Origin of the sequence: Pseudomonas aestuarii, from assembly GCF_027988105.1 — a bacterium.
In the GTDB taxonomy this organism is placed as follows: domain Bacteria; phylum Pseudomonadota; class Gammaproteobacteria; order Pseudomonadales; family Pseudomonadaceae; genus Aquipseudomonas; species Aquipseudomonas aestuarii.
In genome coordinates, this window is record NZ_JAQJZJ010000002.1 from 456,108 (window position 1) to 481,747 (window position 25,640).

Sequence of the window (25,640 nt, forward strand, 5' to 3'; positions counted from 1 at the left end):
CTAGGTCCCTCCGAAGCTGGCGGCAAGGGTGCCCATGATCAATGCCCAGCCATCGATCAGAACGAACAGCATGATCTTGAATGGCAGGGAAATGATCAGCGGCGAGAGCATCATCATGCCCATGGCCATGAGGATACTGGCCACCACCAGATCGATCACCAGAAACGGGATGAAGATCATGAAACCGATCTGGAACGCCGTTTTCAGCTCGGAGGTCACGAACGCCGGCACCAGGATAACCAGCGGTGCAGCTTCCGGGCTGGCGATATCGGTACGCTTGGACAGGCGCATGAACAGCTCCAGATCGCTTTCGCGGGTCTGCGCCAGCATGAAGTTCTTGATTGGCCCCTCAGCCTTGGCAATCGCCTCCTGGGCGGGCAATTGCTCGTTTAGATAAGGCTGCAGGGCATCGTTATTAATCTGCTCGAACACCGGCGCCATGATGAACAGGGTCAGAAACAGCGCCAGGCCGATGAGAATCTGGTTGGACGGCGTCTGCTGCAGGCCCAGGGCCTGACGCAGGATCGAGAAGACGATAATGATGCGAGTGAAACTGGTCATCAGCATCAGGAACGCTGGAATGAAACTCAGCGCCGTCATGATCAACAGGATCTGCAGGCTGACCGAGTACTCCTGCTGACCTTCAGCGTCGGTACTCAGGGTGATCGCCGAAATCGACAGCGGATTGTCGGCGGCAAACACCGCGGGCGCGACCAGGGTGAACAGCAGAACCAACAGCAGGCGCAACGCGCTCATCAAGACTTGTCCTTCTGGTCCTTGCCCAACAACTCCATCAGGCGCTGGGCGAACTCGGTCGAGGCCGGCTCGCCATCAGGCAAGTGCACCGGCTCTTTCAGCACATGCAAGGGCGCGATGCGTCCCGGCGTCAGACCGAGAAGCAGCTGTTCGCCGCCGACCTGCACCAGCACCAACCGATCACGAGGGCCCAGGGCCTGACTGGCGACTATCTTGATCACCTGGCCGCCGCGCGGACCTAGCTGCTGGATCCGGCGCATCAACCAGGCGAGCAGAAAAATCAGGCCGACCACCAGCAACAGGCCAAGCAGCAACTGCAGCAGCTGCCCGGTGATGCCGCTGCCGGCCATGGGCACGGCCGCTTGCGCTGCCGGCTCGGCGGCCAGGGCGGTGAACGGCAGGAGCAAGGCAACGCCGGAAAGTCTGTACATGAGCGGGCTCTGTCGGTGCATTAGCGCAGTTTCTTGATCCGTTCGCTGGGGCTGATCACGTCAGTCAGGCGGATGCCGAACTTCTCGTTGACCACCACCACTTCGCCATGGGCAATCAGGGTGCCGTTGACCAGCACGTCCAGCGGCTCGCCAGCGAGACGATCGAGCTCGATCACCGACCCCTGGTTGAGCTGCAACAGATTGCGAATGGTGATATCGGTGTTGCCGACTTCCATGGAGATCGACACCGGAATATCGAGAATCACATCGAGATTCGGCCCATCCAGGCTGACGGGCAGATTACCCTTGGGCGCGCTGCCGAATTCTTCCATGGGGGCACGGGGCGCAGCCGGTGCAGCCATCCCACCGACGGCAAGCATGGCATCGATATCATCCTGATTGGCATCGTCACCGGACTCGGACAAGGCGGCTGCCCACTCGTCGGCCAGCGCCTGCTCCTCGGGGGAGGTGTGTTCATTTTCGTCTGCCATCGTGTGTCCTCGGCTGGCTGGTAGCGGATTGGGCGAGCGCAGTGCTGGGCAATAACACCCTGTCAGCGCTGGCGGTCGATAGGTTCTAACACTTGCAGCGCCAGGTTGCCTTTGTGCGCGCCCAGCTTGACCTTGAAGGTCGGCACACCATTGGCGCACATGATTATGTTGTCGGGAATATCCACCGGAATCACATCGCCCGGCTGCATGTGCAGGATGTCACGCAGCTTCAGCTGGCGCTTCGCCACAGTGGCGCCGAGTGGCACGCTGACGTCGAGAATGTCTTCGCGCAGCGACTTGACCCAGCGCTCGTCCTGATCGTCGACGTCGGACTGGAAACCGGCATCGAGCATCTCGCGGATCGGTTCGATCATCGAATAGGGCATGGTGACGTGCAGGTCGCCGCCACCGCCGTCCAGTTCGATGTGGAAGGTCGACACCACAATGACTTCGCTGGGGCTGACGATGTTGGCCAGGGCCGGATTGACCTCCGAATTGACGTACTCGAAGTTGATGTCCATGACCGCGTGCCAGGCTTCTTTCAGGTCGACGAACGCCTGATCCAAGACCATGCGCACCACGCGCAATTCGGTCGGGGTGAACTCGCGACCCTCGATCTTGGCATGCCGGCCATCGCCGCCGAAGAAATTGTCGACCAGCTTGAACACCAGCTTGGCATCCAGGATGAACAGGCCGGTGCCGCGCAACGGCTTCATCTTCACCAGATTGAGGCTGGTCGGCACATACAGCGAATGCACGTACTCGCCGAACTTCATCACCTGCACGCCGCCTACCGCCACATCCGCCGAACGACGCAGCAGATTGAACATGCTGATGCGGGTGTAGCGGGCAAAGCGCTCGTTGATCATTTCCAGGGTCGGCATGCGCCCACGGACGATGCGGTCCTGGCTGGTCAGGTCATATTGCTTGACGCTGCCCGGCTCGACTTCGTCCTCGGCATCGACCAGCCCGTCATCGACGCCGTGCAGGAGCGCATCGATTTCATCCTGGGAAAGCAGGTCTTGCACAGCCATACGAAGCCCCCGGCTATTGCAGCACTAGATTGGTGAACAGCACTTGCTCGACGGTCAGCTTGCCCGTCTCCTTCTGGGCCAGCTCCTGCACGCTGGCCGTAGCCTGCTGGCGGAGCATTTCCTTGCCTATCGGAGTGATCAACGACTCGAATTCCTGGCTGGAAAACAACATCACCAGGCGATTGCGCAAGACCGGCATATGCACCTTGAGTGCATCCAGCGCCGCCTGATCACGCACCAGCAAGGCAATACTGACCTGCATGTAGCGTGCCCGCCCGTTATGGGTGAAATTGACCACGAACGCTGGCGTAAGCTCTTCGTATATCGCCGCTTGCTTGACGGGCACCGCAGGCTCTGCGGATGCCGTCTCGACCTCACTCTTGGCCGCACCCTTGTGCAGGAAGTACCAGGTGCCGCCCACCGACAATCCCACGGCCAGGAGCAAGGCCAGGACAATCACGATGATGAGTTTCAACTTACCGGCCGGTTTCGCCTCGGCGCTGACCGAGTCTTGCGCCGCGTCTTTCTTAGCCATGCCAATTATCCGTCACTAATCGGAGTTCAATCCGTATTCAAAGGGTGTGAGCAAGTGTTATGCCAGCTTACAAACATCTGCCGCTCGCCGGAATCCGATTGCGCGCAACACCCGGACAAATAGCGCAGCAGCTAGCATGATCGAGGTTCGACTCAACGATGGCCAGCGGGTATACCAGTCCCGCCTCTTGCTGTCACCCGAAAACGACCACGCCCGACCCCATTACGGGGCCGGGCGTGAGTGAGTTGCGCGCACTGCCGAGATGCCAGCCTGTGCCGCCGCCCCATGGAACGGAGTGCCGCGACTGATCAGGACGCGGTGTGTATCAACCATCGGTTAGGCGTAGTAATCGACCATGCCACGCCCACTGCCGGGCAGGTTGTTGTTGAGTTCCACGCCAAGGGGCGCATGCGTGTCCTCAACGCCACCCAGCTGCTCATTACCCGCCGCGCCACGGCCCTCAGCATCGCGCCCCTGCCCCTGCTCCTGCCCCTGCCAACCACGGCCGAGCGACTGATCGGAAACGTTGACATCGAGCAGGTTCATGCCTTGCTGGGTGAACATCTCGCGCAGCCGGTGCATTTGCCCTTCCAGGGCGTCACGCACCCCGGCGTGGGCGCTGGCGAAGGTCACCTGAGTCTGCTCCTGATTGACACTGATGCGCACTTCCAGGCGTCCCAACTCGGCCGGATCGAGCTGAATCTCGGCAGACTTGAGGTTCTGGCTGGAGAGCAACATCACCCGATCCACCACCGCCTCGCTCCACCCAGCCTGCTGCATCGGCACCGGCTGACCGGCCATCAGCCCGGCGCGGGGTGCTTGCGCGGTCTGCTGAGCCACGGCCTGACTCAGCGCGCTGAGCCTGGCGACGAAGTTTTCCGGGCGGGTGTCGGCGGCGCTCTCCTTGAGAGCCTGCAAACCCTCGGCGGTCAGCTCGAGTACCGGCACATCGGCCTCTGCTTCTGCTGACTCGGAGCCCATGGCCGCGAGGGCGCTGGCAAAGCTTTGCCCGGCGCTCTGCGCCGTTTGCGTAGCCACACTGCCCGGCGCGCTCTGCTCGGCCACTGCGGCCTTGGCTTTAGCACCCAACTCAAGCGCCATGCGCACGGCCGGCAGTTGATCCAGCGCATCCAGTTCAGGATCGGCGTTCGCCGCCGGCAACTGGCTCGGCCAGGCATCCGGCAGCGCGGCCGTCATCATCGGCTGCGGCTCACCGGCGAGGTCGAGGTCCAGGTCTGGCGCTTCGCCATCGGGCGACTGCTGAACGACGGAGCCCAACGCCAGCAATGGATCGAGGGCAGGCTCTTCCACACCTGCATCGCTCGGCAAAAGCTTGCCGCTATCGGCAAACTCCGGCTGCTGAGCGACAGCCGCAGCCTCCTGAACTTGCGGGTCCCGTGCATCCTGCGTCTCGGCTTTGCCTGGGCGATGGGGCTTGGCAGACGCATCGCTGCGCTCTGCTGCTTTCGCCTGACGCTCCTTGGCATACACCTGGGCAAAGCTGGAAGCCTCGTTCTTGCGGGGCTCGGCCGGCTTCTCCGGGGCTTTGCCCGCAGAGGCTTTCGGCTTTAGCTGCGGGGCCGACCGGAGGAGCGGATCGGGGGCGACGGCCATGGGCATTCTCCATTCAAATGGGGTCGTGCCATAGGGTTAGCAAGGGCCGGGCCAAGTTGGCAGCACGCTGGGGAATTGGGATCGTGAAGCGCCATTCAGGCTGGATCAACTGCCTGCTGCCCTGAGAGGCTGTGAAAAAAAACCACCTACTGCGGCCGCCCCCAGCTGCCCGCTGCTGCGCTCTATTTTTTCACAACCGCTGAGCGGTCCGCCCTTTCATGTTCGATAACGCTGGCGCTCGGACTTGAACAAGATACGCACGATGGCAAATTCACGCTCGATCTGCTCGATCAGCCCAGGGGCTTCGGCCAGTGAATCGCGCCGCCCAACTTCCTCCAGCTGCTTGCACAGGTCGGCAAGCATGGGCGCGCCCATGTTGCTGCAACTGCCCTTGAAGCTGTGCGCCGCCAGGCGCAAGCCCTGCGCGTCAGCCTCACGCATGGCCTGACGCAACAAGCGCAGGCGCTCTTCGGAATCCGCCAGATAGGTATCCAGCAACACCGGATACTCATCCTCCATGACATCCTGCAACGCGGCCAATACCGCGCTATCGAGATGAATATCTGACATCGACTCACTCCCTGATCATCAGGCGCGGGATTATGCCCCAGCCAACCAGGAAAACTCCACGCTGACTCCTTGCCCATCCACGGGCCAGGTGCAGCGCTCGCTCAATTGACGAATCAGAGCCAGGCCGCGACCACACAAGCGATCAATGCGCAGCTGTTGCTCCAGGATCGCCTGCCCATCGAAACCCGAGCCACTGTCTTCGACCCGGATGATCAAACGTCCACCGCCGGACTCGGACAGCAGCTGCAGATGGAAACGCACATAACCCTCGCGCAACTGAGCCAGGCGGGCGCTGCGCTGCTGGTAATACTCGGCAAAGCCTTCGGCATTGCATTTCAAGCTCGAGTCCAGGCCCAGCACCCCATGCTCCAGGGCATTCGAATAGAGTTCGGCGAGCACGCTATAGATGGCGCCACCCTGGGGCCGCAAGCCCTCGACCTCGATCAGCAACTGCAACAAAAACGGCAGCGGATTGAAATGGCGCAGGGTTTCGCCACGGAACTCGAAGCTCGCCGACCAATCCAGCGGGCTGTGCTGGCCACTGCCAGTGAAGGTCAATGGCCCACGACTCAGGCTACCCTCCTCGACCATGCTGACTTCAACCAGACTGACATCGTCCTGCAACTCGCCACGAAAACTCAGCAGCGCCTGCTGAATTTCCGCGAATAGCAGCGCCGGCTGCCGATTGGCGGTAAACACCCTGTGCAGGCGTTTCTCGCCAAACAGTTCGCCCTGCTGGTTGCAGGCTTCCAGTACGCCATCGGACAACAGGAAAATCCGGTCGCCCAACTCCAGGGGGAAAACCTCATAGTGGTCATTGAACGCAGCCGCATCCAGGATACCCAACGGCAGGTGCCGTGACACCAGGGGCACCCGCTCGCCACCGCTGGCGCGTAGCAGATAGCCATCCGGCAAACCGCCGTTCCACACCTCCACGACCCGACGCTGAAAGCTGATATTGAGCAAGGTGGCACAACAGAACACACCCAGCGGCAGAATGCGTTTGAGCTTGGCGTTGATCTCGCGCAGGATCTCCGTCAGGGAATAGCCCTTGGCGGTCATGCCATAGAACACCTCGGCCAGCGGCATGGCGCCAATCGCCGCCGGCAGGCCATGGCCGGTAAAGTCGCCGAGCAGCACATGCATGCCACCCGAAGGCTTGAACGCGGCGAGCAGCAGGTCGCCATTGAACAAGGCATAAGGCGATTGCAGATAGCGGATATTCGGCGCAGCCAGGCATCCGGAATGCGCCACCTTGTCGAATACCGCCTTGGCCACGCGCTGCTCGTTGAGCAGGTACTCATTGTGCTGGGCGATCAGGTCGCGCTGCTGCAGTACGGTGTCCTGCAGACGGCGCAAGCGATCCATGGCATTGATCTTGGCCTCGAGGATTACCCGGTTGTAGGGTTTGGCGAGAAAGTCATCGCCGCCCGCTTCCAGGCAGCGCACCAGCGCTTCACCTTCGGTCAGCGAGGTCAGGAAGATGATCGGCACCAGCTCCTCGCCGGCCATCTGCTTGATCCGGCGTGCCGCCTCGAAGCCATCCATGACCGGCATCAGGGCGTCCATCAATACCAGCTGTGGACGCTCCTGCTCGAACAAGGCGACCGCCTCCAGGCCATTGCTGGCGGTCAGGCTGCGATGGCCCTGACGACTGATGATGGTCGACAACAACATACGGTCGGCCGCATTGTCCTCGGCAATCAGAATCGACAGGCGCGCTGGCATGGCCGAGGAACTCGAGCTAGGTGATCTGGAACAGTTGTTCGAAGTTGGAAATGGCGAGGATCTTGCGCACATCCGGGTTGCAGTTGAGCAAGCGGATTTGCGCGTGATCGCCACCGGCGTGATCACGCAACAACAGCAACATGCCGAGCGCCGAACTGTCGAGGTAGGTCGTGCCCTTGAGATCCACCACATAGCGCTTGGGACTGAGGTTGACGCGCTCGTAGGCATCACGAAATTCCTGATGCGCGCCGAAATCGAAACGTCCTTGAATCACAATGGTCAACTCTTGCCCATCAGGCGAGGGCAGCGAGGTGATAGCCATACAGAACTCCTTACTCGAGCAGAACAGTCGATCGCCCCAGACAAAACTGCGCGATGGTTATCGCGACTGATCGAGTCTGAATGCACGATCCGTGTGATCAAGATGTAGCACTCGCAAGCGCTAGCGGCAACAGGCAATCAAGCGAAATCGTCCCGGCGTAGGCGTTGGGCCAACTCATCGAGGAGTTTTTGCTCGCGCTTGTCCGCACTCAAGCGAGCCTCATCCTGATAGCGCTGCACCAACTTGCGCAAACCTTCCAGGCGCGCATAACGCTGTTGCCAGACCACTCGCACCTTGTCCAGATTGTTGCCATGCCAGGCCATGGTCTGACGCTGCTGGCCGATGGCGGTTTCCAACTGGGAAAGAAAACGCTGATAGTTCATCAGCCATTGCCCGGAAACGCCGCGCTGACCTTCGCTGATCCACTGCTGCTGATAATCGCCGCGGTACTGCTCCAACTCGCCCAGCTTGACCTGGGCCTGGCTCAACAGCCCCTGGCAGTGCCCCACCTGCATGGCAGCCTCGCGTTCGGCGCGCTCGGCCATGACGATAACCGGCGCCAGACGCGCGGCGCGACTTGTCGACACTTAGCCCCCCGGCGCGGCATTGGGGTTGAAGGTCGCCGCCAGCAGCGCACTGCTGCGTTCCAGGCCTTCACTTTCGCCCAGGCTCTGGCGCAGGTATCGGACCATCGCCGGCTGGCGCGCGATGGCCAGGTCGGTATCGGCATCGCCTCCGGGCACGTAGGCACCGACGCTGATCAGGTCGCGGCTCTGCTGATAGCGTGCCCACAGCTGCTTGAAGCGTTGCGCACTGCGCTGGTGTTCGCTCGTCACCACTTGCGGCATGACCCGGCTGATCGAGGCTTCGATGTCGATGGCCGGGTAATGGCCCTCCTCGGCCAGACGCCGCGACAACACGATGTGACCGTCGAGCACGCCGCGTGCGGCGTCGGCAATCGGATCCTGTTGATCGTCGCCTTCACTCAATACCGTATAGAACGCGGTGATCGAGCCGCCACCCTCCTCGGCATTACCGGCACGCTCGACTAGTTTGGGCAGCTTGGCAAATACCGACGGCGGGTAGCCCTTGGTCGCCGGGGGTTCGCCAATGGCCAGGGCGATTTCACGCTGGGCCTGGGCGAAGCGGGTCAGCGAGTCCATCAGCAACAGGACATTCTTGCCCTTGTCGCGAAAGTATTCGGCGATGCGCGTGCAATACATGGCCGCGCGCAGACGCATCAGCGGCGCATCGTCCGCTGGCGAGGCGACCACCACCGAACGCTTGATGCCTTCGGTGCCGAGGATCTCGTCGATGAATTCCTTGACCTCGCGGCCACGCTCGCCGATCAGGCCGACCACGATGATGTCGGCCTCGGTAAAGCGCGTCATCATGCCCAGCAGCACGCTCTTGCCGACCCCGGTGCCGGCGAACAGGCCGATACGCTGGCCGCGCCCGACCGTGAGCAGGCCATTGATGCTGCGGATGCCGACATCCAGCGGCTGGCTGATCGGGTGGCGCTTCAGCGGGTTGATCGTCGGCCCATCCATCGGCACCCAGTCTTCGGCCTTCATCCCGCCCTTGCCATCCAGCGCCCGCCCGGTGCCATCGAGCACCCGGCCGAGCATCGACTTGCCCATTGGCAAACGTCCGCTGTCCGGTATCGGCACTACGCGTGCCCCAGGCGCAATGCCGGCCAGGCTGCCAACCGGCATCAGAAAGCTCTTGTCGTTGGCAAACCCCATCACCTCGGCTTCGACTTGCACCGGGTGATAGCTGTCATCGTTGATCACCAGGCAGCGGCTGCCGAGAGCCGCGCGCAGCCCCTCGGCCTCCAGGGTCAGACCAACCATGCGTTGCAGACGCCCTTCGACCACGGGCTGGCTGGGAAGCTTGACCACCTCGCTGTAGCCGGCCAGACGCTTGGCAAAACTGATGCGCTCAAGACGCATGGGGTGGTTCCTTGGCCACGTCCAGGTCGATATGCATATCGGCCTCCAGCGGATGCGTGGCTTGTTCGCGCTGTTGTTCGAACAGCTGCTTGAGCGCTTGGCTGAGGCGGGTTTCGACGCTCGCATCGATGCGACTATGCTCGCTCTCGACTCTGCAACCACCTGGCAACAAGGCGTCGTCTTCGACTATGCGCCAGCTTTCATCGTGTCGCTCGCGCAGGGCTTTGACCACCTCGAAGTCTTGCGGGTTGAGATGAATACGCACATTGCCGGCCCCCATTGGCAACAACTTGAGGGCTTCACGCAAGACCTGGCGAATCTGGCTGGAATCGATATTCAGCTCGCGCTGGATCACCTCACGGGCGATATGGCTGACCAGGTTGACCAGCGCCACTTCGAGCTGCTGATCCTGCTCGGCGATGGGCTCGAACAGCTGCTGCATCAACTGCTCCACGGCGAGCATTTTGCTGGCCAGCGCGGTATCGGCCTCCTGCTTGGCCTTCAGCTGACCGCTGTGGTAGCCGTCCTTCTCGCCGGCGCTGAAACCTTCGTTGTAGGCGTCCTGGCGTATCGCCTCCAGTTCATCCAGCGTCAAGGGCTTGACGTCCTCCAGAGCCACATCCTCGGACTCGGCCGCAGCCACTTGGTCGGCCTCGGTCGCGGCCGCCTCGCTCGCAGGATCAACGGCGGCTTCCTCGACATGCGGATCGAAGCTGGGCAAAGCCCAGCGATCGATAGCGCTGATGTCCTGGGCGCGAATCAACTCGCTGGGCGCTTCCTTGGGGGCCATGCCGATCTTCTCCGGTTAAACCATCTCTTCGCCACCCTTGCCACCGAGGACGATTTCCCCGGCTTCGGCCATGCGCCGGGCAATGGTGAGAATTTCCTTCTGCGCCGTTTCCACGTCGCTGACCCGCACCGGGCCCTTGGCTTCCAGGTCGTCGCGCAGCAACTCGGCCGCGCGCTTGGACATGTTCTTGAACACCTTCTCCTTGATCGCCTCGTCCGCGCCCTTGAGCGCCAGCACCAGCACATCGGAGGAGACCTCGCGCAGCAGCGCCTGGATCCCGCGGTCGTCGACCTCGGCGAGGTTGTCGAAGACAAACATCAGGTCTTCGATCTGCGACGACAGATCTTCGTCGACTTCGCGGATCGAGTCCATCAACTGACCTTCGGTCGAGCTGTCGAGGAAGTTCATGATGTCGGCCGCCCGCTTGATCCCACCCAGGGCGGCGCGGGTGCTGTTGGTGCTGCCGGAGAATTGCTTCTCGAGAATCTGGTTGAGTTCCTTGAGTGCCGCTGGTTGCACGGTATTCAGCGAGGACACGCGTAGAACGATATCCAGCCGCACCTTGTGGTCGAAATGGCCAAGTACTTCACCGGCCTGGTCGGGATCGAGGTACGCCACCACAATCGCCTGAATCTGCGGATGCTCGTAGCGGATCACATCGGCCACCGCACGCGGCTCCATCCATTTCAGGCTGTCCAGGCCGCTGGTGCTGCCGCCGAGCAGGATGCGGTCGATCAGGTTGCCGGCTTTGTCTTCGCCCAGCGCCTGGGTCAGCATCTTGCGGATATAGCCGTCCGCACCTACGCCCAGGCTGGTCTGGTCGCCGACAATGTCGACGAATTCACCCATCACCTGCTCGACCTTCTCACGGTGCACGTTGCGCATGCCGGCCATGGCCACGCCTACCCGTTGCACTTCCTTGGGCCCGAGGTGGCGCAGTACCTGCGCGGCATCGGTTTCACCGAGCGAAAGCAAGAGGATCGCGGCCTTCTCGACCTTGCTCAACTTGGCGGCTGTACGATTCTCATTCATCGGCGTTGATCCACTCTTTCACCACTTGGGCGACCCGACCCGGATCTTCCGCCACCAGGCTCTTGATTGCATTGAGCTGGGCATCATACCCCTCGCTCGGGCTAGGCAGGAGGATGCTTTGCGGGCCGCCGAGGCTGACTCTGTCGGCCGCCAGCTCGCCATCAAGACCACCCATCTCACCCAGCTCGACATCGCCATTGCGGCCACCCGCCATCAGCTCCCGGCCCTTGCCGTTGCCGGTGATGTTGTTCAGCACCGGGCGCAAGACGCCGAAGACCAGGACCAGAATGAACAGCACGCCGAGCACCTGCTTGACGATGTCCCAGAACCAGGGCTGGGTGTAGAACGGAATATCGATGATTTCTTCGCCCTGGACGGCAGAGAACTGGGTATTGATCACGCTCACGCTGTCGCCGCGACTGGCGTCGAAGCCGACCGAATCCTGTACCAGCCGGGTAAAGCGTGCCAATTCGTCGACGCTCCAGGGCATGCGGCTGGTTTCGCCAGTGGCGGCATCGACCTTGAACTGATCATCGACCACCACCGCCACCGACAAACGCCGCAAGCGCCCCTGCTGCTGCTTGGTGTGGCTGATCGAGCGATCCAGTTCGAAATTGCGCGTCGACTGTTCGCGCTTGTCCGCCGGGAAAGGCGCCAGCATCGGCTGACCGGTCACAGGATCCATGACCTGCTGCCCATTGACGTCCACCAGCGGCTGACCCGCGGCAACCGCCCCGGCCACGGCAGCCGCGCCACCGGCCTGCTGAGGGGCGGCTGCCGCGCCCGGCGGCTGATTGCTCAGCGCGCCTGGAATGCCTTGCGGCGACAGACTACCCGTACTGCGCTGCTCATTGACCTGCTGCTCACTGCGCAACGCCGGCTGATCCGGGTTGAACATTTCCGAGGTGGACTCGACCGCACTGAAATCTACATCGGCCGACACTTCGGCCTTGTAGCGCCCGGCGCCCAGCACCGGCTGCAGAATATTGTGCACGCGCTGGGTGAGCATGCTCTCCATGCGCCGACTGTAGTCGAACTGCTTGCCGGCCATGCTCAGCTCGGACATTTCCTGCTGGTCGGACAACAGGTGGCCCCGCTGATCGACCACGGTGACTTGCGCCTTGTCCATCTCCGGCACACTACTGGCAACCAGGTTGATGATGGCCATTACCTGGCTCGGTTCCAGATTGCGCCCGGAATACAACTCGACCAATACGGAGGCACTGGGCTTGCGCTCGTCACGCACGAACACCGAGCTTTTCGGAATTGCCAGGTGCACCCGCGCGCCCTTGACGTTGGTGAGACTGGACACGGTGCGCGCCAGCTCGCCTTCTAGGCCGCGCCGGTAGCGGGTGGCTTCCATGAACTGGCTGGTGCCGAGCCCCTGTTCCTTGTCGAGAATCTCGAAACCTATGTTGTTATCGCTCGGCGCCACGCCGGCAGCGGCCAGACGCATGCGCGCCCGCGCCAGATCATCGGCCTTGACCAACAGCGCGCCTGAATTTGGCTCGACGGTATAGCTGATGTCGGCGGCGCCCAGGGTTTGCATGACCTGGGAGGCGTCCATCCCGTCCAGGCTGCCATACAGCGGGCGGTAATCCGGCTGTTGCGACCAGAGCACCACGGCAAAGCCAATCGCGACGCTGGCAGCCAAACCGACCAGCAGGCCGAGTTGGCGCAGCATCGACATATCCGAGAGATTTTCCAGAAACGCCAGGCCGAACAGCGGCTTGTTCGAATCATTGCCAGCGGTGGTGGCAGGAACGTTGGTGGCGAGTGCGTCGGCCATGATCTAGAACCTACCCTTAAACCGGCATCTGCATGATGTCTTGATACGCCTGAACCAGTTTGTTGCGAACCTGGGTCATGGCCTGGAAAGACACGCTGGCTTTCTGCGAGGCAATCATCACATCGCTCAAGTCCACACCACTCTTGCCCATCTCAAAGGCCGTGGCCAGTTGATTGGAGGCCTGTTGGGTATCGTTGACCTTGTTCACCGCCTGACCCAGCATATCCGAGAAACTCGGAGCGCCGGCTTCCGCTGCGCTGGCGACAGGCTTCTGCCGCGCCATCGCCTCGGTCTGCATGGAACGCATTTCCAGCATCAAGCGATTGAATTCAATACCCTGGCTCATGACCTTCCTCCACTGGCCGCGGTTTTTTGACACTACGCGGCTCTTACCAGAGGTAGTAGCAACAAGGGTGCCAGGTAAGGTGGGCAAAGAGAATGGCTATGGCGCGGCGTGAAATCTGGCGGGCTTTCGCTGCGCTGCGAACGGATCGCCGCCCGGACCGCCCTGCGACCTCAAGCCATCCGTAACTTGCAGGGCGTCACTCGCCGCAGGCAGTGCGCCATAGGTTCAGCGGCGAGACAAAAGCTGGCAGGCAAGCTGCGCCCCGAGGCAGCCCGGTGGTTTCCGTGGGTATCGGGGAGTTTTGAATACCCGGCGATACCTGGGTGTCACTCGCCGCAACTCGAAGATACCGCCACGTAAGCCAATACGGCGCAAACGGGGATACCTAAACTCATCCCCGCCACGGACGGTCAACGTCAGCTGCCAGCACTAGCTGGCAAACAGATAGGCCTCTACATCCATGCCGGCATCGCGCATCTGCGCCAGCTTGTAGCGCAGGGTGCGCGGGCTGATCCCCAGGCGCTCGGCGGCTTCTTTGCGCCGCCCGCGCTCAGAGCGCAGGATATCGATGATCATCTGGAACTCATGGCGGCGCAGGTCTTCGCCCAAGGCGCCAACCTCGGCCGGCACAAGTTCCGGGGTCACCGGGTCGCTCGCCGGCACCACCGCCAGCAACGGCGCGGGCGCAGACGCAAGACTACTCACAGCAGCTGTCAGGCACAGGTCCTGCGGCTGAATCAAGCCACCCTGCTGCAGGATCAGCGCGCGCTGAATGGCATTATCCAGTTCACGCACGTTACCCGGCCAGGCATGACTCACCAGGCTCGCCTGCGCCTGTGGCGAAAGACGAATAGGCGCGTGATTCATTTTTTTGACGTATTTGGCCAGCAGCCGCTCGGCCAACGGCAGGATGTCGGCCGGCCGCTGACGCAACGGCTGCCAGGCCAGCGGGAAGACCGATAGGCGATAGTAGAGGTCTTCACGGAAGCGCCCCGCCGCCACTTCGCCGGCCAGGTCGCGGTTACTGGTGGCCAGCACGCGTATGTCCAGGCTGATCGGCTTGCGCCCTCCCACCCGCTCCACTTCACGCTCCTGCAGCACTCGCAACAACTTGGCCTGCAAGCCTTGCGGCATTTCGGAAATCTCATCGAGCAGGATGGTGCCGCCTTCGGCCAGCTCGAACTTGCCCGGTGCACTGGCAATGGCGCCGGTGAAAGAGCCCTTCTCATGGCCGAACAGCGTGGCTTCGAGCATGTTGTCGGGAATCGCCGCACAGTTGATCGCAATGAAGGGCTTCGCCGCCCGCGGCGACTGCTGGTGAATGAAACGCGCCAGCACCTCCTTGCCGGTGCCGGACTCGCCGGTGATCAACACCGTCGAGTCGCTCTGCGCCACCCGCGTAGCCAGCTCGAGCAATTGCACGCTGGCCGGCTCCAGCGCCACCGGGCCGTCCTGCTCGGCCGCCGGCACGCGCCCGAGGGCATGGCGATCGACCAGCGTCAGCAAGGCCTTCGGTTCAAACGGCTTGACCAGATAATCCGCCGCACCCCGACGCATCGCATCCACCGCGCGCTCGACCGCGGCGAAAGCCGTCATCAGCAACACCGGCAGTTGCGGCTGGCGCTGGCGAATCAGGGCCAAGAGCTGGTGACCGTCCATGCCCGGCATGTTCACATCGCTGATCACCAGACCGAAGGGTTCTTGCGCCAGGGCCAGCAACGCCGCCTCGGCACAATCCACCGCCCGGTAGTCGTGACCACCCAGCGCCAGGGTATCGGCCAGGGCTTCGCGCAGGGAGCGGTCATCTTCGACCAGCAGAACTTTGGCAGCCATGGGGTTACTCCTGAATCAAGGGGTGTGCCGCGGGAATCAACGGCAAAATCAATAGGGCGCAAGTGCCGCGGGCGATGCGCGAGCGCATCTGCAATTCGCCCTGATGAGCGCGCGCCACTGCCTTGACCACGGCCAGGCCGAGGCCGGTACCGGTGGTCTTGGTGGTAAAGAAGGGCTCGCCCAGACGAGCCAGGGTGACGCGGTCAATGCCCGGACCGCTGTCGCTGATGCACAGGCGCAAGCTGTTGCCACGCTGATACAGATGAATCTTCAAGCGCGCCTCGCGCCCGGCGGCCTGGATCGAATTCTCGATCAGGTTGAGCACGCTACCGACCAGGGTGTCGCGGTTACACAGCAATTCGCCGTCTCGACTGTCGCATTGCCAACGCACCGTCATGCCGCGCACATGGGGCTCCGCCGCCGCCTGCAGGGCCTCGAATACGGCCTTGGGCGTCAGACGATCCGGCAGTGGCAAGTCGCCACGAGCGAAGATCAGCATGTCGCGCACCTGGTGCTCCAGCTCATGCAGGCGCTCTTTCAAGCGTCCGGCGAAGCGCTGCTGCTGCTCGACCGGCAACACTTGCTCGGTCAAATGACTGGCATAGAGCAACGCCGCCGACAGCGGCGTACGGATCTGATGAGCCAGGGAGGCGACCATCCGCCCTAGCGCGGACAGGCGCTCATGCCGCGCCAGCTGATCCTGCAGGCGCCGGGTTTCCGTCAGGTCGGTGAGCAGCACCAACTGCCCCGGCTCGCCCTGCAATGAGCGAGTGGCAATCGACAGGCGCCGACCATCTTTGAGGGAGATTTCGTGACCATCGTCCTCACGCGGGGCGAAGTTGCGCGCAATAATCTGCCGCCAGAGCATCCCGAGCAGCGGCAGACCGAGCAGATTGCACGCCACCGGATTGGCTTCACGCACCACGCCCTGCCCGTCGATGACGATAACCCCGCCGGGCAGCAGATCCAGCAGGCTTTGCAGGCGCTGGGCCAGGCGCTCCTTCTCAGCCAGCTCCTGCATGCGCTGGGCGCTGATCAAGGCAAGCTGCCCCTTCAACTCGGCGACCCGATCCTCCAGCATGCTGTAGGACTCACTGAACTGAGTCGACATCTGGCTGAAGCGGGCGAAGGCCTGCTCCAGGCTCGCGCGATCGGTCAGCTCCTGAGGAGCCGCAGGTTCGAGTTCGGCATTCGGGGAAGGTTGGGCGTTGGGCTTCATTGTTCTCTCTCGCCTGGCGAGCCGTCATAAGACAGTCAGTTAGGAGAGAGTTAGCAATACCCGTGCCTAAATAATATATTCTTATTTTTCAATGACTTGAAAAACAGAATAGCCAATTACGTCAAGGCACCGACTGAATGGGGCACGGCAGCGCCAAGACCCTGACTCGGCGCCAACGCGACAGCGGACTGGCGAACGTCATTGCTCAGGCAACACTCGGATGGGTTGGAACGGGGGATTTGACTGTCCCCTGGCCGGATCAGCCCAAGCGCAATCCGGGATGGCGGCGCGCGGGTCTGGAGCAACCCGCACGCCGTCAGCTGCCACACATCGCAGGCAGGGCACCGTGATTGATCGGCGCGGCACACATCCTGGCGGGTTGTCGCTACGCTCCGACGCCGCCCTACGGACATACCACAGAATTTGGAACAATCCGCGATCCGTAGGGTGAACTCGCCGCAGGCAGTGCACCGTGGTTAATCGACGTGGCACAAAGCTGGTGGGCTGTCGCTGCGCTCCGAAGCCGCCCTACGGACAAACCGCAGAATTTGGGACAATCCGCAATCCGTAGGGTGCCACTCGCCGCAGGCAGTGCACCGTGGTTAATCGACGCGGCGCAAAGTTGGCGGGCTGTCGCTGCGCTCCGAGGCCGCCCTACGGACAAACCGCAGAATTTGGAACAATACGTAATCCGTAGGGTGCCACTCGCCGCAGGCAGTGCACCGTGGTTAATCGATGCGGCGCAAAGTTGGCGAGCTGTCGCTGCGCTCCGAACGGATCGCCGCCCGAGCCGCCCCGCCTTCGAACGGAACGCCGCCCGGTATCAATCTTCCTGAACCTCGTCCTCGCGCCGGCTCATGCCGTACTTGCGCATCTTCTCGACCAGGGTGGTGCGACGAATGCGCAGGCGTTCTGCCGCCCGGGCCACCACACCGCTGGCGTCATCGAGCGCCTGCTGGATCAGGCCCTGCTCGAGGTTGCCAAGATAGTCTTTCAGATCGAGGCCTTCGGCCGGCAGCATGGCTGGCGTATTGACGCCCGGCAGCCCGGCGATGATGGCTGCGCGCTCCTCCAGGTCTTCGCGCAGGCTGGCGGTCAAATCCTCATCTTCGTCGTCGACATGGCGGAATTTCTTCGGCAGCTCAGCCACCCCAATCACCCCATAGGGATGCATGATCGCCATGCGCTCGACCAGATTGGCCAGCTCCCGCACATTGCCCGCCCAGTCATGCCGGCACAGCGACATGATCGCCGCCGAGTTGAAACGAATCGAGCCGCGCTTCTCGTGCTCCATGCGCGAGATCAGCTCGTTCATCAGCAGCGGAATATCTTCGATGCGCTCGCGCAACGGCGCCATTTCGATGGGGAATACATTGAGCCGGTAGTAGAGATCCTCGCGAAAGCTGCCCGCTTCGATCATCTCTTCCAGATTCTTGTGGGTGGCCGCGATGATGCGCACATCGGCACTTTGCGTCTTGTTGCTGCCAACCCGCTCATAGGTGCGCTCCTGCAGCACACGCAGCAGCTTGACCTGCATCGACAGCGGCATGTCGCCAATTTCATCGAGGAACAGGGTGCCGCCGTTGGCCAACTCGAAACGCCCTGCGCGGCTGGTGATGGCGCCGGTAAAGGCACCCTTCTCATGGCCGAACAGTTCGCTTTCCAGCAATTCAGCGGGAATCGCACCACAGTTGATCGGCACGAAAGGTGCCTCTCGACGTCTGGAGTGATAGTGCAGATTGCGCGCCACCACCTCTTTACCTGTGCCCGACTCACCGAGGATCAGCACACTGGCCTCGGTATCGGCCACCTGCTGCATCATCTGCCGCACCTGCTGAATGGCGCGACTGGTGCCGACCAGGCTGCGAAACAGGTTCGGCTCACGCTGACGACCGCGCTCACGCGCCTGGTCGTACATCTCGCGGTAAACCTGGGCGCGGTGCAAGGAGTCGAGCAATTTGTTGTAGCTAAGCGGCATCTCCAGGGTTGCCAGCACACGGCGGCGAAACTCTTCCGGCCATTCCGCAGCAGCTTGCTCCTCGATCAGCAGGATCGGCAGGAACTCATCCCAGTCAGCAGACTGCTTGAGTATTTCAAGCATCCCACCCTTGGCCTGCACATCACCGAGCAAGACGCTGAGCACCTCCCGACTGGAGGCCAATTCAGCGACTGCGTCCTGCCAGTCATGGCTGCCACACGCGAGATGATCTTCACCCAGGAAATTCAGGATCACCGTCAAATCACGACGTCGCTCGTGGTCATCGTCAATCAGCAGAATTTTCGTTTCACGCCACATATTTTTGATCTGATCCTGGGAGCGAACGGAAGCGCATTTTATCGAACACGACAAATACGCTGGCAATTGGCCGCTAGTAAAGTCAATTTATCGAGCGCAGTCAATTTTATGGCGTGCCTTTTTTGAATTTCACGACCAATAGCCTAAGCGATTGTTTGCAAGAAGGGATAAACAGGACCAGTAGGGCGATGGTCTCGTAGGGCGGCTTCGGAGCGAAGCGACAACCCGCCAGCTTTTGTGCCGCGCCAACTATCCATGGTGCACTGCCTGCGGCGAGTGGCACCCTACGGATGGTGGATTGCTGCAGACTGGCTAACCGTCTGACCCATCAACCGAATAGCTGGTAGACCTTGGCCCCTTGCTGGGCCTGGTTCAGTTGCATCAACTCGCTGCCAAGCTCATCACGCTGTTGCTTGCAGCGTTCAAGCATCACGGCATACAGCTCTAACAGCTGCTCGAAGGTTGCTCGTAATGACTGCTGATCGGTGTCGCTCGCCTGCATTGCATGAGTGACATGCTCACGACACAGACCGTCGAGCTCGGCAATGCGCGACCATTGCTCGCCGGCAACCGCTTCAACCATTGCAAGACGGGTAATTTCCAACTGCTGTAATGCACTGGCCATGAATACTCCCCTTACGCTGCGATGCCATCCCAGCCCGACTTTACTTCACGCAGAAGGCCAGACACCTCATCGAGAAGGGCCATATCGTTTGCACGATTTGCCTCAAGCAGACGATTGATCATGTAGTCGTACAAACTGTCGAGGTTTTGTGCAAGCTCGCCACCCACTTGATGATCGAGCGGCTCGCGCAAGCCACCAATGATCGAGATGGCCTTGCCGATCAACTCGCCTTTTTCAGCTTGCAGATTGCGCCCGATAGCGCCACGCGCTTGAGCGATACGCTCCAGGCAACCCTCCATCAACATCTGAATCAAGCGATGGGGGCTAGCCTCGAATACTTCACTTTGTACGCTGACGCGCTGGTATTGCTTCATGGCTAACATCGCATTCATGGAAAGTTCTCCTCGTTAATCGCTACTAATAGATGTATCGGCAACGAGGCGCAGAGCTTTATGGAAAAAGGGCTTAAGCGTTGAAAAAACTCGTTTCTATTTTTTAGTGCTACTGACCACGCCCGGCATGCTGTCGAACAGAGAGGTAAGATTGTCACTGGTGCTTTTCAGCTGACCGACAAGGGCATCCATGGCGTTGAATTGCTTGTACAGGCGCTCACTGAGCGCGGCCATGCGCGCTGTCAGGTCGCCCTTCTGCTTATCGACCTTATTCAGGGTGGCTTGCAGAGAGTCCGTACGCTGCTCCAGGATGCCATTACCTTCGGTATAGGCGGTCAGCTTGCCGGTCAAGCGCGCAGCCAGGCCGTTATCGCCAGTGAAGTACGCAGCGATCGCGTCGAAGTCATTGGTGATGGCTTTATCCAGCCCGTCCGAGTCGACTTTGAGTGTACCGTCCTTCTGCGTGGTCACCCCGAGATCGGCCAGCACCCTCACCGCCCCGTCGCCCTGCACAGCAACCATCTCGTTGCGCACCATGTTCACCAATGAACGAACCGAGCTGTCACCCAGCAGAGCCCCGGTTACGGGAGCACTGGTATCGTTGACCACGGTGACCTTGGTCGCCGAATTGATGAAATTGATCATGGTGTTGTAGGCATCGGCAAACTTCTGCACATTGGTTTTTACGCCGGCCTGATCCCGGGCAATCGTCAGGGTGCTGGAGCCCAGGGTCTTGAGATCGATACTGACGCCGTCGATGACCTGGCTGATGCTGTTGGAGTCACGGGTAACACTCAAGCCATCGACCGTAAGCTTAGCGCTTTGCGCAGTGCCGATGCCCTTGCCGGCTTCATTGTATGCCTGAAGGTCAGACTGATAAGCCGCATCGTTGACGCCACCTGGATACATAGCCGCGTCTGTCGAGTCAGGCGCCACGGCGTTGCCGGAAAAGGTCAACTTGCTCAACGACGTGGTGCCAGGCTCGGCGCCATCGTTGGCGACAGCAACTGTGATGTCATTGCCGTCGCCCTGCTTGTCGCTGGTTAGCACCAGACGTGAGCCCTGGTCATCCGTCACTATGCTGGCACTCACACCCGCGGTAGCTGTGTTGATGGCATCGCGAATACCCGCGAGGGTGTTGTTGCTGGAGTCGACCACGACATCCAGCATGCTTTCGCTACCGACCCTGATCGACAGGGTGCCACTGGACAAGGTTGTACCCTCAGCGGCCGGCACCGCGGCCAACGCGACCTTGCTGCTGGCAGCCAGTTGGGTGACTTCGATTTGGAAGGTACCCGCTGCGGCGCTCTGGCTGGCGCTAGCAGTCAACACCTTGGCGTCGGAAGAGCCCGCTGTGCGCGCCAGAAAGGATGAGGGGCTGTTGAGCGCGGCCAGAGCCGTCTGAAAACTGCTGATAGCACCTTTCAACTGGCCCAGATTCGTCAGTTGCGTGGTGGTTCTGCTTTCCAGCTTGCTTAGCTGGCTCTGCTTGGGAGCCTGCTCGGCGCCAACCATGGCTTTGACAATAGCGTCGATGTCCATGCCGGAACCGATACCTGTAATGCCTGCCATGTTGCACCTCCGTCAAAAAAAGTGTCTGTAGCGGATGATTTATCCGAATACAGACAAAACAACCAATAAACATGCCATCACGCCCGCGTCTCGAACATCAGGCTGCGCAGAGACTCAAGCTGCTCGGACAGACGCAATGCCTCCTCGGAAGGCAACTGCCTTATCACCTCGCCCGAATCGCGATCCGTCACCTTGACCACCACTTCCCCGCTCGACTCATCGATACTGAAGTCGAGATTGCGCTGCACACCCTGCACAAACGAGGAAATGCTCGCGACAGCAGAGTCGAGACTCTCCCGGGCAAGCGGTTCACTGTCGGCCTGTTTAGCCATGACGGCCTCAGGCTTGTCACTGGCGTCGCGGCTATCCCCACGCGCTGCCTCGCGCAGCCCCAGAGCCGGCAACGATAAGGATGAAAGCTTGGCAATATCCATTTCTAGACCTCCCATGGAGGAAAGGGAGGAAGAGCAAGCCCTTCCTCCCACCTATTACTGCACCAGTACCCTTACTGCAGCAGGGAGAGTACAGCCTGCGGCAACTGCTTGGCCTGAGCCAGGATGGCTGTGCCAGCCTGCTGAAGCACTTGGTTCTTCGCCAGGTTAGCGGTTTCTGCAGCGTAGTCGGTGTCCTTGATCCGGCTGCGGGCAGCCGAGGCATTTTCCGAGATATTCTGCAAATTGTTGATGGTGTTGTCGAAACGGTTCTGCACCGCACCGAGGTCGGCGCGCTGAGCGTCGATGCCAGACAACGCATTGTCCAGTACCGCCAGAGCACGCTGCGCACCGTCCGCTGTGGAGATATCAATATCCGCGACAGTGGACTGTTTTGCGGTCGCCTCGCCAAACAACGCAGCTGCCCCTGCACCACCTACGGTGTAAGCAGTCGCCGAACTCAGCTGCACGTAACCGATGACACTTTCACCACCAGCATCGACGGCAGCAGGCGCCGCAAAGGCCCCATCAGCGCCCTGAATACCCACATTGATTACGCCAGTGCCGCCGCCACTTTCTGTGATTGCACCAAAAGTCACGTTCTCCCCGGTTGCCGAGGTGACGGTCAAAGCACCTGTCTTGTCCACACTGGCACTAATCCCCAGCTTTGCAGCATTGGAACCCATCTGGTCGGCCAGGTCTTTGGTGGAGTTAACTCCGACGAAATCGACCGATTGAGTACCCACGGTAAGTGTGAACGACAAGCCTTCGCCGGCTGCCACGCCACTGACGTCAGCCTTGAAGACCGTACGCGCAGTGGCACTTAGCCCCGGAATGGCACTGTCCAGCTCTGCCGCTGCGCCTTTTGCACTAGTTGAAGTAAGGGTCAGAGCTTCCGTCTTACCCGCACCAGTAACAGTAACAGCACCGAAAGCTGCAGCCGTGCCCAATACGCCAGCACCAGTTGCAGGAGTAGTGCCGGTATTACCGATCTGATAGGCACCGATATCGGTGGCCTTGGCGCTCTTAAGGCTTACGTCGATGGTTTCGTAAGCATTGGAACCCACCTGAAAGCTGGAAGTACCAAAGGTACCATCCATCAGTTTGCGCCCACCAAAGGTGGTGGTGTCGGCGATGCGGGTCAACTCACTTTGCAGCGCCGAAACCTCTTTCTGCAGGGAGGTGCGGTCAGCGTCGCTGTTGGAACCGTTGGCGGACTGGATGGACAGGTCGCGCATACGCTGCAGCAGGTTGGTGGACTGCTGCAAGGCACCTTCAGCGGTCTGCGCCAGGGAGATTCCATCATTGGCGTTGCGCACCGCCACGTTGAGACCACTGATCTGGCTGGTCAGACGGTTGGAAATCTGCAGACCGGCGGCATCGTCCTTGGCGCTGTTGATGCGCGAACCAGTAGACAGACGCTCCAGCGAGGTGTTCAGCGCGTTGGACGTGCTGGTCAGGTTGCGCTGGGTATTGAGCGACGGGATGTTGGTATTGACTGTCAAGGCCATGATGGTGTCCTCCAAGGACTAGCGTGTTTGCCTGAGCGTGCGACCTTGGGCCGGCTTTGCCCAGGCACCCATAAAGTTCGCATTCAAGATTTATATCGGCGCTTACCGAGGGAGCTTTAGCTTTTTTCGAGATTCTCCTGCTATTTTTTTTATTGTTTTAAAACAGACGATTACGAACAGAAGCCAGTAAATCGCCACGATTGGCCGGGTTTCCGGCGCGGCTTTTGGCTTTTGTAGCCCTGCTGAAGGGTGCGCCGAGCCATCGATACCAGCGAGGAAGAGGTAACTAATCCACCCACAGCCCAGAAGCCTTGATCTATGGGGGCGAATTGATTTGCGCCAGCGTCGCGTCACCGATCAACCTGCAGCTAAATGGCCTCTCGGGTGGGTTAGGCGCACGCTGCCGATAGCGATGATCCAGCGAGATCCGTTGCGCCGTAACCCACCATCGGCGCAACGCGGGGTATCGTTTGGTGAGTTACGACATTTCAGGGTTGACGCGACACTAGAGATGACAACGTGTCGCCGATGCTCGCGGATAAATCCGCTCCTACAAAAAACCGATGACGTTGATCGTTCCCACGCTCCGCGTGGGCATGCAGCCAGAGACGCTCCACGTCTCGGTACTGCGGACGCGGAGCGTCCCGAGCGGGGTTACCACGCAGAGCATGGGAACCATCGAATGTAGCCCTTCGCGCCGGGGCGGCCCTCCTACAAGGGCAGAGGCCGCCGAACCGTTAGCGCAGCTGATTGAACAGATTTAGGCTACTGATCTTGACGTAGCTCTGCTGCGCGGCCTCGAGAATGATGGTCTGGAACGACAGCCGCGACAGCGCCTCGGCGTAATCCAGCTCGCGCAGGTCGGCCTGCACGGCCTTGTTGAGCAGGCTGACGTCTTCGTTATCGGTCTGACTGGATTCGATGATATTCAAGCGGGCGCCGATTTCCCCCTGAACGCTGGAGACGGACTCCATGCCGTTATCAAGATTGGTTAGCGCCACCGCCACCGCGTCTCGGGTATTGAGGTTACCGGCTGGGGTATCCGGCTGGTTTTCCAAGGACGTGCGCAAAGCCGCAATCGTATTGAGGATGCCCTGCTTTTCCTCAGCAGCCGCCGGACTCAGGGCGAAGCTATCGCCAGCGGCTGGCGGGCTATCGAAACGGATGGACAAGCCATTGGCCGTGGTCAACAGCAGCGGGTAGTCCGCGGGGGCGCTTGAAAAATCCAGGCTGGTGGGTGGCGTGGTGTCCAGGGTGAAGTTCAGATTGGGGGCTGCCGCGCCATTACCGATAGTGAGGTTGGCGCTGCCTGTGGGGAAAGCAGTGGCAAAGGCAACCGGATCGGTGATCGCCGTGCGCAGGTCGGCTGCACTGGCAGACCCGGAGCTGACTGCAACACCAGCCGATTGCGGTACCACAGCAACCCGCTCCCCACCGACCGGCACACCATCGAACTTGAAGCTGACACCGCGAAACTGATAGCTGTCGCTTTGTTCGGGCTTGTCATCGAGCTTACCACTAGCCCCGGGCAAAGCCGCCGAAACACCATCCCACGGGTATTCATACGCATCAAAGCTAAGCTGGTCGGGCGCATCACGGAAGACGACCTCAATGCCTGCTGCCGGAAAACCCGGGGTGCCGGCAAACGCAACCTCATCGGTCACAACCGGGGCAGAGGCTCGCAAGGTTGAACCCACAGGACTATTGATCTGGGTGGTACCAATGCGCCCCGCGTTGCGAACGTTTTCAAATATCTTCTTGCCGTTATCGCTGATGGCCAAATTTAGTGAACTCGCCACCTGTAGTTTTCGCTGACCTTCATCGCCTTGATAGCTGTAGCTGCCATCGGCGGCGCGAACAAACGGCGGGCTTTTACCCTGGTAGCCTGAAAACAGATACTCACCCCGGGCATTACGGGTGTTCATGAGTGTCAGCAATTCATTCTCACGCTCACGCAACTCGGCACCGATGGAACTGCGATCCGCCTGACTGAGCGCACCATTACCGGCCTGCACCGCCAGTTCGCGCACGCGCTGGAGCACGGTGTTGACCGAGTTGAGAGTGACTTCCTCCTGACTCAGGCTGTTGTTCGCCGCGGTGAGGTTGTCCTTGTACTGGGTCAGCACGTTCTGCTGCTGCTCCAGTTGCAGCAGGCGCACCGAGGCGACAGGGTCGTCCGCCGGGGTGAGGATGCGGTTACCGGTGCTGATCTGCTCCTGGGTGCGGGTGGCATTGGCGTAGTTGCGCTGGATGCCGGCGACTCCGTTATTGAACGCCTGGATGGTGGAGATGCGCATGCTTGAGCCTCTTGGTGCAATCTGGAGTCTGGCCGCCGCTAGCAGCCCCTCACCCGAACCCGCTCCCGGAGGGA

Annotated in this window: 24 protein-coding genes; all 24 read right to left on the bottom strand. The window is 60.9% G+C overall.

Annotated elements, in window-relative coordinates; all coding sequences use genetic code 11:
• Positions 1-756: a flagellar type III secretion system pore protein FliP gene (gene fliP, locus PH586_RS06015; protein ID WP_271346860.1), complete on the bottom strand. Its 756-nt coding sequence runs from the start codon at positions 754-756 to the stop codon at positions 1-3.
• On the bottom strand, positions 756-1,187 hold the full coding sequence (gene fliO / locus PH586_RS06020) for a flagellar biosynthetic protein FliO (protein ID WP_271346861.1): 432 nt from the start codon (positions 1,185-1,187) through the stop codon (positions 756-758). The genes fliP and fliO overlap by 1 nt, the downstream gene beginning before the upstream one ends.
• Before the next feature lie 20 nt (positions 1,188-1,207).
• Positions 1,208-1,678, bottom strand: a complete 471-nt coding sequence (gene fliN / locus PH586_RS06025; RefSeq protein WP_271346862.1) for a flagellar motor switch protein FliN — start codon at positions 1,676-1,678, stop codon at positions 1,208-1,210.
• A 62-nt stretch (positions 1,679-1,740) separates the two neighbouring features.
• Positions 1,741-2,712: a flagellar motor switch protein FliM gene (fliM, locus tag PH586_RS06030; protein WP_271346863.1), complete on the bottom strand. Its 972-nt coding sequence runs from the start codon at positions 2,710-2,712 to the stop codon at positions 1,741-1,743.
• A gap of 13 nt (positions 2,713-2,725) precedes the next feature.
• Positions 2,726-3,247, bottom strand: a complete 522-nt coding sequence (gene fliL, locus PH586_RS06035) for a flagellar basal body-associated protein FliL (RefSeq protein WP_271346864.1) — start codon at positions 3,245-3,247, stop codon at positions 2,726-2,728.
• A gap of 336 nt (positions 3,248-3,583) precedes the next feature.
• Positions 3,584-4,861, bottom strand: a complete 1,278-nt coding sequence (locus tag PH586_RS06040) for a flagellar hook-length control protein FliK (protein WP_271346865.1) — start codon at positions 4,859-4,861, stop codon at positions 3,584-3,586.
• A gap of 216 nt (positions 4,862-5,077) precedes the next feature.
• Positions 5,078-5,431 carry an Hpt domain-containing protein gene (locus tag PH586_RS06045; protein ID WP_271346866.1) on the bottom strand — a complete coding sequence of 118 codons (354 nt, stop codon included), beginning with the start codon at positions 5,429-5,431 and terminating at the stop codon, positions 5,078-5,080.
• A gap of 30 nt (positions 5,432-5,461) precedes the next feature.
• The gene (locus PH586_RS06050; RefSeq protein WP_271346867.1) at positions 5,462-7,159 is read right to left on the bottom strand and encodes a fused response regulator/phosphatase; all 1,698 of its coding nucleotides are present in this window, start codon (positions 7,157-7,159) and stop codon (positions 5,462-5,464) included.
• A 16-nt stretch (positions 7,160-7,175) separates the two neighbouring features.
• Positions 7,176-7,481: an STAS domain-containing protein gene (locus tag PH586_RS06055; protein WP_172147002.1), complete on the bottom strand. Its 306-nt coding sequence runs from the start codon at positions 7,479-7,481 to the stop codon at positions 7,176-7,178.
• A 137-nt stretch (positions 7,482-7,618) separates the two neighbouring features.
• The gene (gene fliJ, locus PH586_RS06060; RefSeq protein WP_271346868.1) at positions 7,619-8,068 is read right to left on the bottom strand and encodes a flagellar export protein FliJ; all 450 of its coding nucleotides are present in this window, start codon (positions 8,066-8,068) and stop codon (positions 7,619-7,621) included.
• Positions 8,069-9,433, bottom strand: a complete 1,365-nt coding sequence (gene fliI, locus PH586_RS06065; protein ID WP_271346869.1) for a flagellar protein export ATPase FliI — start codon at positions 9,431-9,433, stop codon at positions 8,069-8,071.
• A complete protein-coding gene (gene fliH / locus PH586_RS06070; RefSeq protein WP_271346870.1) occupies positions 9,423-10,223 on the bottom strand; it encodes a flagellar assembly protein FliH in 801 nt (266 codons plus the stop codon). The genes fliI and fliH overlap by 11 nt, the downstream gene beginning before the upstream one ends.
• Before the next feature lie 15 nt (positions 10,224-10,238).
• Entirely contained in the window at positions 10,239-11,255 is a 1,017-nt protein-coding gene (fliG, locus tag PH586_RS06075; RefSeq protein ID WP_238041711.1) for a flagellar motor switch protein FliG, read from the bottom strand.
• Positions 11,248-13,044, bottom strand: a complete 1,797-nt coding sequence (gene fliF / locus PH586_RS06080; RefSeq protein ID WP_271346871.1) for a flagellar basal-body MS-ring/collar protein FliF — start codon at positions 13,042-13,044, stop codon at positions 11,248-11,250. The genes fliG and fliF overlap by 8 nt, the downstream gene beginning before the upstream one ends.
• A gap of 16 nt (positions 13,045-13,060) precedes the next feature.
• Complete coding sequence (gene fliE / locus PH586_RS06085; protein WP_271346872.1) at positions 13,061-13,390, bottom strand: flagellar hook-basal body complex protein FliE; 330 nt, start codon at positions 13,388-13,390, stop codon at positions 13,061-13,063.
• Between the two features lie 429 nt (positions 13,391-13,819).
• Positions 13,820-15,223 (bottom strand): sigma-54-dependent transcriptional regulator, encoded by a 1,404-nt coding sequence (locus tag PH586_RS06090; RefSeq protein ID WP_271346873.1) that lies wholly within the window; start codon positions 15,221-15,223, stop codon positions 13,820-13,822.
• 4 nt (positions 15,224-15,227) lie between these two features.
• A complete protein-coding gene (locus tag PH586_RS06095; protein WP_271346874.1) occupies positions 15,228-16,442 on the bottom strand; it encodes a sensor histidine kinase in 1,215 nt (404 codons plus the stop codon).
• A gap of 823 nt (positions 16,443-17,265) precedes the next feature.
• Positions 17,266-18,738 (bottom strand): sigma-54 dependent transcriptional regulator, encoded by a 1,473-nt coding sequence (locus PH586_RS06100; protein ID WP_271346875.1) that lies wholly within the window; start codon positions 18,736-18,738, stop codon positions 17,266-17,268.
• Between the two features lie 328 nt (positions 18,739-19,066).
• The gene (locus PH586_RS06105; protein WP_271346876.1) at positions 19,067-19,363 is read right to left on the bottom strand and encodes a flagellar protein FliT; all 297 of its coding nucleotides are present in this window, start codon (positions 19,361-19,363) and stop codon (positions 19,067-19,069) included.
• Between the two features lie 11 nt (positions 19,364-19,374).
• On the bottom strand, positions 19,375-19,755 hold the full coding sequence (fliS, locus tag PH586_RS06110; RefSeq protein ID WP_271346877.1) for a flagellar export chaperone FliS: 381 nt from the start codon (positions 19,753-19,755) through the stop codon (positions 19,375-19,377).
• A gap of 96 nt (positions 19,756-19,851) precedes the next feature.
• Positions 19,852-21,327, bottom strand: coding sequence for a flagellar filament capping protein FliD (gene fliD, locus PH586_RS06115; protein ID WP_271346878.1), 1,476 nt, complete (start codon positions 21,325-21,327; stop codon positions 19,852-19,854).
• A 77-nt stretch (positions 21,328-21,404) separates the two neighbouring features.
• Positions 21,405-21,761, bottom strand: a complete 357-nt coding sequence (locus PH586_RS06120; RefSeq protein ID WP_271346879.1) for a flagellar protein FlaG — start codon at positions 21,759-21,761, stop codon at positions 21,405-21,407.
• A gap of 71 nt (positions 21,762-21,832) precedes the next feature.
• Positions 21,833-23,269, bottom strand: coding sequence for a flagellin (locus PH586_RS06125; protein WP_271346880.1), 1,437 nt, complete (start codon positions 23,267-23,269; stop codon positions 21,833-21,835).
• Positions 23,270-24,006: 737 nt separating this feature from the next.
• Entirely contained in the window at positions 24,007-25,566 is a 1,560-nt protein-coding gene (locus PH586_RS06130) for a flagellar hook-associated protein 3 (protein ID WP_271346881.1), read from the bottom strand.
• Positions 25,567-25,640 lie beyond the last annotated feature (74 nt).

Bases quoted from the DNA above. Each gene is read 5' to 3' on its own strand.
- fliP (WP_271346860.1), bottom strand. From the start codon at position 756: ATGAGCGCGTTGCGCCTGCTGTTGGTTCTGCTGTTCACCCTGGTCGCG.
- fliF (WP_271346871.1), bottom strand. From the start codon at position 13,044: ATGGCCGACGCACTCGCCACCAACGTTCCTGCCACCACCGCTGGCAAT.
- fliH (WP_271346870.1), bottom strand. From the start codon at position 10,223: ATGGCCCCCAAGGAAGCGCCCAGCGAGTTGATTCGCGCCCAGGACATC.
- fliL (WP_271346864.1), bottom strand. From the start codon at position 3,247: ATGGCTAAGAAAGACGCGGCGCAAGACTCGGTCAGCGCCGAGGCGAAA.
- PH586_RS06105 (WP_271346876.1), bottom strand. From the start codon at position 19,363: ATGGCCAGTGCATTACAGCAGTTGGAAATTACCCGTCTTGCAATGGTT.
- fliE (WP_271346872.1), bottom strand. From the start codon at position 13,390: ATGAGCCAGGGTATTGAATTCAATCGCTTGATGCTGGAAATGCGTTCC.
- PH586_RS06045 (WP_271346866.1), bottom strand. From the start codon at position 5,431: ATGTCAGATATTCATCTCGATAGCGCGGTATTGGCCGCGTTGCAGGAT.
- PH586_RS06125 (WP_271346880.1), bottom strand. From the start codon at position 23,269: ATGGCCTTGACAGTCAATACCAACATCCCGTCGCTCAATACCCAGCGC.
- PH586_RS06055 (WP_172147002.1), bottom strand. From the start codon at position 7,481: ATGGCTATCACCTCGCTGCCCTCGCCTGATGGGCAAGAGTTGACCATT.
- PH586_RS06130 (WP_271346881.1), bottom strand. From the start codon at position 25,566: ATGCGCATCTCCACCATCCAGGCGTTCAATAACGGAGTCGCCGGCATC.
- PH586_RS06120 (WP_271346879.1), bottom strand. From the start codon at position 21,761: ATGGATATTGCCAAGCTTTCATCCTTATCGTTGCCGGCTCTGGGGCTG.
- fliI (WP_271346869.1), bottom strand. From the start codon at position 9,433: ATGCGTCTTGAGCGCATCAGTTTTGCCAAGCGTCTGGCCGGCTACAGC.
- fliO (WP_271346861.1), bottom strand. From the start codon at position 1,187: ATGTACAGACTTTCCGGCGTTGCCTTGCTCCTGCCGTTCACCGCCCTG.
- PH586_RS06090 (WP_271346873.1), bottom strand. From the start codon at position 15,223: ATGGCTGCCAAAGTTCTGCTGGTCGAAGATGACCGCTCCCTGCGCGAA.
- PH586_RS06100 (WP_271346875.1), bottom strand. From the start codon at position 18,738: ATGTGGCGTGAAACGAAAATTCTGCTGATTGACGATGACCACGAGCGA.
- fliM (WP_271346863.1), bottom strand. From the start codon at position 2,712: ATGGCTGTGCAAGACCTGCTTTCCCAGGATGAAATCGATGCGCTCCTG.
- PH586_RS06095 (WP_271346874.1), bottom strand. From the start codon at position 16,442: ATGAAGCCCAACGCCCAACCTTCCCCGAATGCCGAACTCGAACCTGCG.
- fliD (WP_271346878.1), bottom strand. From the start codon at position 21,327: ATGGCAGGCATTACAGGTATCGGTTCCGGCATGGACATCGACGCTATT.
- fliS (WP_271346877.1), bottom strand. From the start codon at position 19,755: ATGAATGCGATGTTAGCCATGAAGCAATACCAGCGCGTCAGCGTACAA.
- fliN (WP_271346862.1), bottom strand. From the start codon at position 1,678: ATGGCAGACGAAAATGAACACACCTCCCCCGAGGAGCAGGCGCTGGCC.
- PH586_RS06050 (WP_271346867.1), bottom strand. From the start codon at position 7,159: ATGCCAGCGCGCCTGTCGATTCTGATTGCCGAGGACAATGCGGCCGAC.
- PH586_RS06040 (WP_271346865.1), bottom strand. From the start codon at position 4,861: ATGGCCGTCGCCCCCGATCCGCTCCTCCGGTCGGCCCCGCAGCTAAAG.
- fliG (WP_238041711.1), bottom strand. From the start codon at position 11,255: ATGAATGAGAATCGTACAGCCGCCAAGTTGAGCAAGGTCGAGAAGGCC.